Below are 11,410 nucleotides of genomic sequence, written 5' to 3'. Positions count from 1 at the left end.
GACCGGCATGGCCGGTGAGGTTTGCTGACCCATGCGCCTTCTCTACGCCATCCCCATCGTGCTGCTGCCGAATGCGGCGCACCTGCCGTCCAATGTCAGCGTGTCGGTTTCGGTCGCAGCGATCGTCATCGCCATACTCCTGGGCGATCGCGAGGAGCCCTATCTCGCGCGCGCCAGCTATCTTCTTCCCCCGCTCATCGCGCTGTTCCTGGCGATGCTGATTGCCTTCGTCGCCGCACAATGGAGCGACCTGTCCAACTTCGGGGCAGACCTTCGCGAAGCCAAAGTCGCGGTGCTCTTTCCGTTCCTTTATCTCGCGTACCGGCGATGCGGGCTGGACCTGAAAGGCACCCGGCAGATGATCATGCTGATGCTGCTGGTGGCCGTCCTTGCCGGGCTCGAAGCCGTCTTCCAAGGGTTGAGCTTCAACTTGGGCTCGTTCTCCAACACCGAACGCGCCACCGGTCCATTCGGCCCGATCAACATGGCCAACCGTGCCGGCGTGTTCTTTGCCATGTTCCTGCCATTCCTGGTGGCGCTGGTGCTTCAGCCGAACCAGCGCCGATCCGTGCGCCTGGCAGCGATCGCGGGCAGCGTGATCCTGGCCTTTGCAATTCTGTTCACCTACTCACGCCAGGCATACCTGATCGGTCTGTTCGGCATGATGGTGCTGCTGGTCTGGCGCAGCATTCCCGCCGCGTTGCTGGCGGCCGTGTTGCTGGTGGCGACTGCGGCCAGCTTCCTGCCGTCAAGCGTCGTCGAGCGCGTCCAGGAAACGCAGCAAGTGGACGCCACGGGCGCCGTGACGCTCGATGCCAGCACCTCCAGTCGCTTCGTGATCTGGAACGGCACGATGAACATGTTGCGCGACCATCCGGCCGGCGTGGGATTGGGACGCTTCGACAGGCATATCGGCGATTACACCCCTTATGGCCGGCCCAAGGACGCGCACAACGGTTTCGTGCTGACCCTGGCCGAGTGCGGTCCGCTGGGTCTGCTGGCGCTGCTGTGGGTGTTCTGGCGGCTATGGCGACTGTCACGATGGCTGCGCCGCTCCCCGGGGGCAGCAAAGCCGGAGTTGCGCACGTTCGAACTGGGCTTCACGTTGGCGGTCATTTCGATGGCCTTGGGCAACATGTATGGCAGCCCGTTCTTCGACAGCGTGATCATGGCCAACTTCTGGGTCCTGTGCGGCCTGATGGAACGTTACGGCCGGATCAAGGCGCACTCCGCCGCGCTGTCAGCCGAAGCCAGCGAACCGACAACCGTCCCCCTGGTCCCCGTCAGCACGCGTTTTCCACTGGCCGTGCGCGCAGTGCCCGGGCTCGCCAGGCTCAGGGATGCGCTTCGCTGACATGCACGGGGGAGCGCGGATAGCGCTCGCCGCCTGCGCATGCGCGGCCATGGTCGCCTGCGCGGCGGATGCGGTCCCGGCGCCCGAACTCTGCCCATCGGGACGATCGGGCAACTCGGATATCCCGGTCGCCTTGGCGTCGCGGAATGCGACGACTTATTACATCCGCAGCGACGGCGGAGACGCCAACCAGTGCAATGGCCGCGCGGATGCCGCCTATTCCGGCCATGGCACTGCCCAGGCCTGCGCCTGGAAAAATCCCAGCATCGCCCTGCCCCACTCGGGCCCTGCGCGCATCGAAGGTGGCGACATCCTGCGCATTGCCAGCGGCACCTATCCCATTGGTGAAGACGACTATCTGCAGCCGGTTCCCAGTGGACCGAGCAAGGATGCGCCTACGCGCATCCTGGGCAAGGCGGGGGCGATGCCGAAACTGGTCGGCGTCAATGGAGTCCATCGCGTCCTGAACCTCGATGGCAGTTCCAATGTCGAACTCGGTCACCTCGAGATCACCGACAGGAGCGATTGCGTCTACAAGCATTCGAACGCCGGGGCAGCCTGCACCGATGCCATGCCATGGGCACGCGTCGGCCTCTACGCCCGCGCGTCCAACAACGTCTGGCTGCACGACCTCAACATCCATGGCATGGCGGCACGGGGGATCAACGCCGGCGACCTCAGCAACTGGACGCTGGAGCGCGTCAAGCTCAACAGGAACGGTACCGCCGGATGGGACGGCAACATCGAAGGCGGAGGTTCCAACTCCGGCAGGATGATCATGCGCAACATCGAGATTGCCTGGAACGGATGCGGTGAACGCGTTGCGACCGGCGAGCCGTGGGCCTGCTGGGCGCAGAAGACCGGCGGCTATGGCGACGGCCTGGGCACGACCAAAACCGGCGGCCAATGGCTGATCGAAGATGCGTATGTCCATCACAACACTTCCGATGGCCTCGATCTGCGTTACATGGATGGCGCCGACGCCACCAGGGTGACGCTGCGCCGCATCCGCGCAATCGCCAATGCCGGCAACCAGGTCAAGGTGAAGGGAAACTCGCTGATCGAGAACTCGGTGATGGTCGGCAGCTGCAGCTTCTTCAGGAACAAGTTCTTCATGACCGATGGCGACCTGTGCCGCTCCGATGGCAGCACGCTGCAGTTGGTGATGACCGGCCACAACACGGCGATCGTGCGCCGCAATACCCTGTCCGGCGAGGGAGCCGTGCAGATTGGCCACAGCGAGGGCGACACCTCGGACAGGATAGATATCCGCAACAACCTGGTGATCGGTTATCCGCGTTACGGGGATCCCATCCGGCTCTCTGCATTCGATGGCGGCAAGTCAAAGGCAGCCATCAGTTACTCCGGCAACATGGCCTGGAAAGTCGCTGCCTGCCCTGGCGACACGCTGTGCACGCAAGACCCGAAGCTGGCCAACATGGCCTTGGGCGCCTTCGATGCGAAACCACTTGCGGGCAGTCCGGCCAACGGCAAGGCCGGTGCCGTGACGTGCGGCAAAGCTGCCCCTCGCTAGGCGCGGCACCTTATTCGACCAAGCCGCATTCATCGAAGCTGGTCGGAATCCGGCAATCTTTTTTCGTGCTTGTTGGAGCCAGTCGGCGCCAAAAGTTGGCACGATTTAAGCCCGGGATTCTCGCGTGTGACGCACGACACACTTTGCTGACCAGCTCTATTGCGCCTTCACGAATAGAATCCGCACGAGCGCGCACGCGCGAGAAAACACTGAACAGGCAAAACCCTGTTCATGATTTTGATCTATCGAAATCCCAGCTGAATTTCTCGCGCAATGTCAGGGCGTTGAGCGCCTGAGACGGGCCTGCCGAACGAACGGACGGCGAAGTGTGCCGCGTCGCACAAACCCCCCTGTACCCCCTCCGTAGAGTCCGCCTCCTGGTCGAGGGAGGGAGCTCTCGGCCACGCCCCCTTTGTCTTACGGAGACGTGCGTTTTGATGACTGTTCCCACTATTCGCAATCGCAAGCTGTCCAAGCTTTTCCTTTCGCTTCTTCTGCCGTCGGTTGGCCTCGCCGCCATCGGTTCCGCACAAGCCACAACCTTTTATGTCCGCGCCGATGGTGGCGATGCGAGCCAGTGCAATGGCCGCTCCGATGCTGCCTATCCGGGCAGCGGCACCGCCCAGGCCTGCGCCTGGAAGAACCCCAACATTGCCATGCCATCGTCGGGCTCCGCGCGTATCGCTGGTGGTGACACCCTGCTGATTGGCGCCGGTTCCTATCAGATCGGCAGCGGCGGCTACATGCAGCCGATCCCGAGCGGCACCAGCTCGGCCCGGACCAAGATCCTGGGCAAGCCGGGCACGACCCCGAAGCTCGTCGGCGTCGGCGGCGTGCACCGCGTGCTCAACCTCGACGGCAGCTCGAATGTCGAACTCGGCAACCTCGAAGTCACCGACAACAGCGACTGCGTCTTCAACCATTCCAACTCCTCGGCCGCCTGCACCAGCAGCATGCCGTGGGCGCGCGTGGGCCTGTACGCCCGTGCCTCGACCAACGTCTGGGTGCATGACGTCAACATCCACGGCATGGCCAAGAACGGCATGAACGCCGGTGGCCTCACCAACTGGACGATGGAGCGCTTCAAGCTCAACAAGAACGGCGCCGCGGGCTGGGACGGCAACATCGGCACCGGTGCTTCCAACTCCGGCAAGATCGTCATGCGCGACATCGAGATCGCGTGGAACGGCTGCGGCGAGCGTGTGTCGACCGGCGAGCCGTGGGCTTGCTGGGCGCAGCAGACTGGCGGCTACGGCGACGGCATGGGCACCACCGAAACCGGCGGCGACTGGCTGATCGAAGATGCGTTCGTGCACCACAACACCTCCGACGGTATCGACCTGCGCTACATGAACGGCGCCGACACCACCAAGGTGACGCTGCGTCGCATCTATTCGGTGGCCAACGCCGGCAACCAGGTCAAGCTCAAGGGCAACTCGTTGATCGAGAACTCGGTCCTCGTCGGCCAGTGCACCTACTTCCGTGGCAAGTTCTACATGACCACGGGCGACCTGTGCCGCGCCTACGGCAGCTCGCTGCTGCTGATCCTCACCGGTAACGACGTCGCGACCGTTCGTCACAACACCATCGCCGGCGAAGGCGACGCGCAGATCGCTTATGGCGAAGGCACGTCCACCGACAAGATCTACATCCAGAACAACATGGTGCTTGGCTTCCCGTACTACGCCGATTCGACGAAGCAGACGCTGATGACTGCTGGCGGCGCCCCGGCGGCCAAGAGCTTCTCCGGCAACATGGGCTGGAAGGTGCGTACCTGCCCGAGCGGCACCACGTGCTCGACCGATCCGAAGTTGACCAATGAGACGCTGGCTGGCTTCGATGCCGAACCGCTTGCCGGCAGCCCGGTGATCGACAAGGCCCCGATGATCAGCGCGGTGACCACCGACTTCGTGATGGGTGCCCGTCCGACGGGTGCTGCCAACGACGTCGGCGCGTATGAGTACGGCGCTGGCTCCACGACTCCGCCGCCGACCACGCCCACCACGCCGCCGACGACGCCCACGACCTGCACCCATGCGGCGCCGACGCTGACCTTGACTGGCCCGACCACCGCGGTCGCCGCCGGCACCAAGAACAGCTACGCCGTCAGCGTGAAGAACAACGACAGCAGCGCCTGCAGCAACACCACGTTTGCCCTGGCTCGTAGCGTTCCGTCGGGTTGGACCGGCACTCTGTCGGCCGCCTCGGTCGTGCTCGCCCCGGGTGCCAGTGGCAGCGCCACGCTCGCCGTGACGTCGCCGACCACCGCCACCGGCAGCAATGCCATCGGCGTGGGCACCAGCAGCACGGTTGGCAGCGTCCACACCGCGAATGCTTCCAGCACCTATGCCGTCGCCGCCGCTACCGGTCTGACGCAAACGGTGACCTCGAGCAAGAGCAGCTACAAGGCGGGTGAAACGGTTTACCTCACCGCTCGTGTAATGAAGGGTGGCGTGGCTGTCTCGGGAGYGAAGGTGAGCTTCACCGCGCTCAAGCCGAACAAGATCAACACGATCGAGAAGACCGTGACGACCGACAGCAACGGCTATGCCAAGATGTCGTTCGTGTCTGGCACGGGTTCGAGCTCGATCGGAACCTACCAGCTGACCACGGTGGCGACTTACGGCAGCCTGACCAAGACCACGACCAGCTCCTTCTCGGTCTACCAGTAATCAGCTGACGATATAAAGCTGCAACACCTCAAAGGGCCCCGGAATCCGGGGCCCTTTTTTTGTTCTGACAGTTGCTGGCCCGTTTCACCGACCACGCGGTCGTGCATTACCGCTCGATTCCGTGGCGGCCGCGCCAGCGGTAGTTCACGAGTCCTACCCATTCGTGCAACGCAACTTCGGAATTCGCCAAGCCGCTGGTTCGCGGCACCAGCGCCCAGGGCAGCCGCGACGGCAGCCGGCGCAGATCAGTCCCGAGCGGGCACACTTCGAAGCCGGCACTGGTGAAAGCCTCCTGCGCCCTGGCCATGTGGATCCAGGACGTCACCAGCACGATACGGCGCGGCAGGCGCGGCGTCAGTTGCGCGGCCTGGCGCGCATTGCTCCAGGTATCGAACGAACCTTTTTCCAGCTGCAATGCCGATGCGGAGACACCCCGCATACCGGCGTAGGCGGCCATCAGTTCGGCCAGCGGGGGGTTGCCGGTGCCACCCTGGAGGACGAGTCGCCTGCCCTCGCCTTCGCCCCACCAGTCCACTGCGCGATCGATGCGGCGCCGACTCGCCAGATTCAGGGCGGTGTAGTCCATTGCGCTTCGAGGCCGGCCGTCGATGCCTCCGCCCAGTACGACCGCGGTCGATGGCGGCCCCGACTTGCAGCCCGCTGGTTCGGCGAGAGGGCGCTCCAGCGGCCGCGACAACATGTTCGCCACGAGCGGCGTCATCGCTGCCAGCGCGATGACGATCACCAAGCCGCATGCAATGGTCGGCCAGGTTCGTTGCCGGTGATGACGCCAGGCCCACGGCATCGACACGCACGCGAGCAGCAACCACGCGAGCGGGGATAGCAGCCACGTGACCAAGTCAATCCAGCCGCGATCTCAGGGCCCGCATCATCTGGCGAAGCTTGGGATCGAGCGCCAGGACCGGCACTGCATAGAGGAGCACGAACAGCACGCCACCTGCGAGCAGGCGCATCCAGACGCCGTGCAACCCGAAAAGGTCGGTGCCGCGCGCCACGGCCACCAGCACCGCGCCGCAGCCCACGGACACCACGAGGGAACGCGCGTCGGGAAGGCGCGCCAATCCCTTCGGACAGACCATGAACTGGGCAACGGTCAAAGCGCCGTAGGCGATCGCCGTGGCCCACGCGGCGCCGATGTACCCCATGCGGGGAATCAGGATGAAGTTCATTGCGATGTTCAGCAGCGCGGCGATGAACGTGATCGTCAACACCTGCATGGTCCGCTTCTTCAGTTGCAGGCCGTAATTCGCTATGGCGAACAACGCGAATGTCGACAGGGTGATACCGACCACGACAAACACTTCGCCCGATGCCGCCTTGTCGGCGCCGCTCAGCGCAACCAGCAGGTCCTGGCCAGATACCAGCAGCATGGTGATGATCGCCACCACCGCATAGGTCATCGGCAGCAGGACCTGCTCCTTCAGCTCGCGGACGGCAACGCTGCCCCCCGTTTCGTAAGCGCGCATGACCGCCGGCGTGAACGCCTCCGAAAGGGTCGCGTTGATGAAGACGTTGAGTTGCATGGCCAGGGAATAGCCGATGGCATAGATGCCCACTACCGCGAAGTCGCCGGTGATGTGCTTGAGCAATACGCGATCCATGTTGGCCAGGACGCTGGACGCCAACTCGTTGGCCATCAGCGGGAAGCCATACATCATTCCGGCGCGAAAGGCGGCCAGGTCGATCGAATCGCGCGCGACATGCACGTTGCGATACATCCACTGCGCAAGCCAGGCCAGCACCAGCGCCGCCGCGATGAGCTTGCCGCCGTACGCAGCCAGTGCGCTGTGCTGTATCAGCACTACTGCCCCAAGCACGAACACCAGCTCGAGCATGCGCGCGATGACGCGCGTCGCCATGAGGATGTCCGAACGCTCGCTGGCGCGAACCACCATCTGCACGATGTTGGTGGCAGCGAGCATGGGAACCAGCATCACCGCGCACCAGAAGAGAGGATGGGAATTTCCCCCTCCCAGCCATGCCCAGAGCATGAGGACGACGACACTCAAGGCCCACACCGCCCCGGACAACAGCAGGGGCAGGAACACCATGTTGGTGCCGAAGTCCCGCATGCGGACCGGGTCGCCATCGTAGGGATAGAAGCGCACGATCGCGTGCGGCGTTCCAAACTTGAGGAGCGCCACACCCAGCAGCATCAATGTGTCGTAATACCTGAGGATGCCGTACTGCGTGTTGTCGAGGTACCGCGTCAGGATCGGGAAAGAGATGAATCCCAGGAGCATCACGACGCTATTCGAGACAAAATAGCGCAAGTAATGCGTACCGATGTCCGTACGCGGCTGGGCTGGCGCCTGCGCGCCCTTGCCGTCGTCCCGGGTGATTTCCGCCTGGCTGTTCATCGGGTGCAATCCGCCATCGTTCGCATCAACGGGGTGGCGCACCGGGGTGCGCCCGGTCCCCCGTCTTCTGCAGGACAGCGGAAGCCAACTGCTCCACCTTGTTGTCCGCGGCAGGATCAATGCTCCTCTCAGGTTGGGAACGGGGGCCGTCGAATATCTTCAGGTACGCCGGCCCGGTGGGTCGGCGTCCAAACACATCGAGTACTTCGACGCCGCCGTCGACGTTGTAGGTATGGCATCCGCCCACGGGCCGTGCCAGCTGGGGCGCCAATCGCGAGAGTTGGCGCTCGCGATAGGTCGTCGGTCCCAACTCGAGTACCTCGTTGAAGACCACGGCGTTTCCGTAGCCGGGCCCGCAGTCCTGGGCCGGCCGGATCAGACGGCCCCGGTGACGGAACAGCCGGCCCGCCATCCGCGCACGGCGCACGTCGCAGACGATGGGTGACGCCGGGTGCGGGGAAAACTCGCCTTCGAGACTGTCGGCCACGAACAGGAACAGCTCATCGCTGGTGCTGTTGCGGTTCTCCGCCACATTGGTGAACAGATACCAACGACCCTCGTGGTGATGAAGCGTGGGATCGACGCATACCCGTCCCGTGACCAGGTCCCGCACGCGTTCCCACCCGAGAGGAAAATGAGTAGCCCGGTACAGGCTCACGCGCCGGTCGTAGCTCGACTCGACCGTCATGTACCAGTGCTCCTGCCAGGCGAAGACCTGCGGGAACGAAAGATGGCCTGGTTCGTCGAGTGCCACGCCCAACCGGCGTGCCCCGCCATCGGTCAGTTCCACGCAGGCAATGTTGGCGACGTTGCGCTTCGGATTGATCATTTCTTCCACGTACACGAGCCGGCGTCCCTGCGCCGTGATCACGAACGGATCCGCCCACCACCCCTTCTCGGCCCTGAGCAGTACGTGCGACCCCATGACGGGCGCCTGCGGATCAAGCGGAGTCCCGTTCAGGCGCAATACCAGGGTCCAGCCGATGCGGCCATCCCTGCGCTTGCCTGTGATCCGGCGCAAGCCAGCCTGCAACAGCAGGACGAGCACCCGCATTCCAACTGCTCGCCCCATGGGCAGTTGCGAGCGCAGGTCCAGCGTCGCCACCGAATGGGGAACCACGGAAACATAGCCGCCAGCGAGACGGTGCAAGGCACGCAGCAACAGGCCCGGCAGCTTCCGGAAGGCGTCCTCCCGTTGCTTCATGAACGAACTCGGACGCGTCCGGCCCCAACTGACAGTCAGGTCGATCGGCGAGCCCGCCGCCTGCTTCAACATCAGGGCCATCTGCGTCGTGTGTTCGCCCTGCAACATCGGCGCAAGCAGGGAAAGCCCCGCATATCGCGCGTCGACCAGGTTGGCATCCACGTGCCAGCAGCCCAAGGGCGCAAGGGCAGCCAGCGCGGTTGCCGATTCGCGCGGCCCCAGCAGCAGGATGAGGTCGGGACTCAGCGCGCTGACCCGCAGGGAAAGCGACGCATCGAGCATGGCGTCGGCATGCCCGGGAACCGAGGGCATTGGCACAGCCGCCAGGGTGCTGTTGTCTCCAAGCATCGCGTGCTCGAGCGCAACGACGGCGCGCACGTCGGCGGGCACGTCGGGCACCCGGGGAAGCATGGTTTCCGGCACCACCACTGTCCGCAGTTCGATCCAGTCGTAGCCAGCGGCAAGGTCATGGAAGGAACGCAACCATCCGGGGATCTCGGCGGGCCCGACCATCACCACGCGCAGCGGCTTCCTGGCACCTTCCGGCACTGCATACAGTGGCGTCTTCACGGTCGCTCCCGCGTGCTTCATGGGGCCTTCTTCGCCGCCAGCGCAACCATCCAGCCGGCCACTGCCTCGACCAGGCGGTCGCGCTGCGCACGACCGAAATAGGTGTGGTCGCAGTCAGGCCAGTAATGCATCGTCACCCGCGCATCGTTTGCCGGCGGGCCGAACGACCATCCGAACTGGCGCGGATGCAGGAAGTGCTCTGCATAACCGCCACTGAAAATCCACAACATCCGCACGTCGCGTGCCACCAGCTGTGCGAACTGTTCGCGCGCCTGTGCGTGGCTGGGCCAGGTGCGGAACGAATCCGGATCGAGGCTCGCGGTACCGCGCAGACGCCCCGTCGCCTTGCGTGCGAAATGCCGCCATTCGTTCGGCATGCGGCGCAGCAGCCCGAGGATGCGGGCGTAGCGATGCCAGGGGCCAGTGAAACAGATGCCGTCCAGCAGCAGCAGTGCCGATACGCGTGGATCCAGGTTGGCCACGTCCCAGCCGGTATCGGCAGCGCTGCAGATGCCACCAATGGCGAAGTTGCGACAGCCGTGCATCGCTTCGAGCTGGTCCATCGCGGCTACCGTCGCCAGCGTTGCGTCGCATGCCGGCATGCGCGGCGCTTCACCAACGCCCGGGACGTCGTAGCGAAAAGTCCTGATGCCATTCGCCGCCAGCCTCTGCGCAAGCAGGACATGCAACCGGAATGGACCCGCACGCGGCTGCAAGCCGGCGCTGGGAAGCAACAGCGTCGGTCCCGTTCCGGACACGCCACTCAGCACACCGGCCAATTGGCCGCCGGAACCGAAGCGCACGAGCACCTCTTGCTCCATATCCACCTCGAGAGGAGTGGCGTCCAGCACGGCATTCATGCCCGGATCTCCTGACGCATCGCCTGCCCGAGTTGGTTCACCAAATCACGGACCGGTGGCGTCAGGAAGAACGTCGCATCCATTGCGGCGCCAATGTCGAAACTGGGTGTATTTTCCGGCAGCGGCAGCACGCGGGCGATGTTCCCCGGCAGGGCGGTCACCTGTGCACGGACCAGCGCCCACATGGGCGCAGTGCCCGATGCCCTGCCGTCATCCATGCGTGCCTGCGCAAGATCGCCGCGCAGTCGCGATGACGCAGGGAAACCCATCAGCTGACCATCTGCAGGGTCCGTTATGCGGGGAACGCCGGCGCGCGGCGGTGGCCGCATCGCACGCTCGCCGGCATCGCCTTGCACGAGTTCCTGCAGCCAGGTTCCGCCATCGACGACCGGTTCCCAGAGCACGACGAGGTCGGCCACGCCACCGCGACCCAGCCAGTTGCGCACGGCGAGCGCGCTGCCGCGCCACGCGAGCAGGACCAGCCGCTTGGCACCGGTCCTTTCACGCAATGCCGTTGTCGCCAGGTCCAGATCGCGATGCATGGACGCGAAATCCAATTCGTCCCCGCTGCCTGTGGAATCACCGGTGCCGTGGAAGTCGAAGCGAAGCGAGGGCAGCCCGATCGTTGCAAACTCCCGGGCCACCTCGGCGATGAATCGCCGGCTGCGTGGCATCTCGTGCAGCAACGGGGGCACGAGGACGACGCCCGTCGAGGGCGAGCCAGGCACGCCATGCAATGCGGCGTAGAGCCGGCGCGAAGACGGCCCCAGCCAGAACGGCTCCCAGTCGCCGATGCTCATCGCAGTCGCCTCCGATGGCTCCCGGGTGTGCAACC

8 protein-coding genes are annotated in these 11,410 nt (G+C 64.7%); 3 read left to right on the top strand and 5 right to left on the bottom strand.

Annotated elements, in window-relative coordinates; translation table 11 throughout:
- Positions 1 to 31 precede the first annotated feature (31 nt).
- The 3 genes from ACXJJ9_RS14300 (at position 32) to ACXJJ9_RS14290 (ending at position 5,560) form a co-directional block, all read left to right on the top strand.
- Entirely contained in the window at positions 32 to 1,354 is a 1,323-nt protein-coding gene (locus ACXJJ9_RS14300; protein WP_457097806.1) for an O-antigen ligase family protein, read from the top strand.
- A 133-nt stretch (positions 1,355 to 1,487) separates the two neighbouring features.
- Complete coding sequence (locus tag ACXJJ9_RS14295; protein ID WP_457097805.1) at positions 1,488 to 2,888, top strand: hypothetical protein; 1,401 nt, start codon at positions 1,488 to 1,490, stop codon at positions 2,886 to 2,888.
- Between the two features lie 437 nt (positions 2,889 to 3,325).
- Positions 3,326 to 5,560: a choice-of-anchor Q domain-containing protein gene (locus ACXJJ9_RS14290; protein ID WP_457097804.1), complete on the top strand. Its 2,235-nt coding sequence runs from the start codon at positions 3,326 to 3,328 to the stop codon at positions 5,558 to 5,560.
- A gap of 106 nt (positions 5,561 to 5,666) precedes the next feature.
- Here ACXJJ9_RS14290 and ACXJJ9_RS14285 read toward each other — a convergent pair whose 3' ends face one another.
- The 5 genes from ACXJJ9_RS14285 to ACXJJ9_RS14265 form a co-directional block, all read right to left on the bottom strand.
- Entirely contained in the window at positions 5,667 to 6,305 is a 639-nt protein-coding gene (locus tag ACXJJ9_RS14285) for a YdcF family protein (protein WP_457097868.1), read from the bottom strand.
- A 115-nt stretch (positions 6,306 to 6,420) separates the two neighbouring features.
- Positions 6,421 to 7,941 carry a lipopolysaccharide biosynthesis protein gene (locus tag ACXJJ9_RS14280; RefSeq protein ID WP_457097803.1) on the bottom strand — a complete coding sequence of 507 codons (1,521 nt, stop codon included), beginning with the start codon at positions 7,939 to 7,941 and terminating at the stop codon, positions 6,421 to 6,423.
- 25 nt (positions 7,942 to 7,966) lie between these two features.
- On the bottom strand, positions 7,967 to 9,694 hold the full coding sequence (locus ACXJJ9_RS14275) for a glucosamine inositolphosphorylceramide transferase family protein (protein ID WP_457097802.1): 1,728 nt from the start codon (positions 9,692 to 9,694) through the stop codon (positions 7,967 to 7,969).
- A 38-nt stretch (positions 9,695 to 9,732) separates the two neighbouring features.
- Positions 9,733 to 10,575, bottom strand: coding sequence for a hypothetical protein (locus tag ACXJJ9_RS14270; RefSeq protein WP_457097801.1), 843 nt, complete (start codon positions 10,573 to 10,575; stop codon positions 9,733 to 9,735).
- Entirely contained in the window at positions 10,572 to 11,375 is an 804-nt protein-coding gene (locus ACXJJ9_RS14265) for a hypothetical protein (protein WP_457097800.1), read from the bottom strand. The genes ACXJJ9_RS14270 and ACXJJ9_RS14265 overlap by 4 nt, the downstream gene beginning before the upstream one ends.
- Between the last annotated feature and the right edge of the window lie 35 nt (positions 11,376 to 11,410).

The organism is Lysobacter sp. P5_B9, from assembly GCF_054049835.1.
The sequence above is the reverse complement of the archived record's forward strand: the minus strand, read 5'-3'. Positions and strand labels throughout refer to the sequence as shown.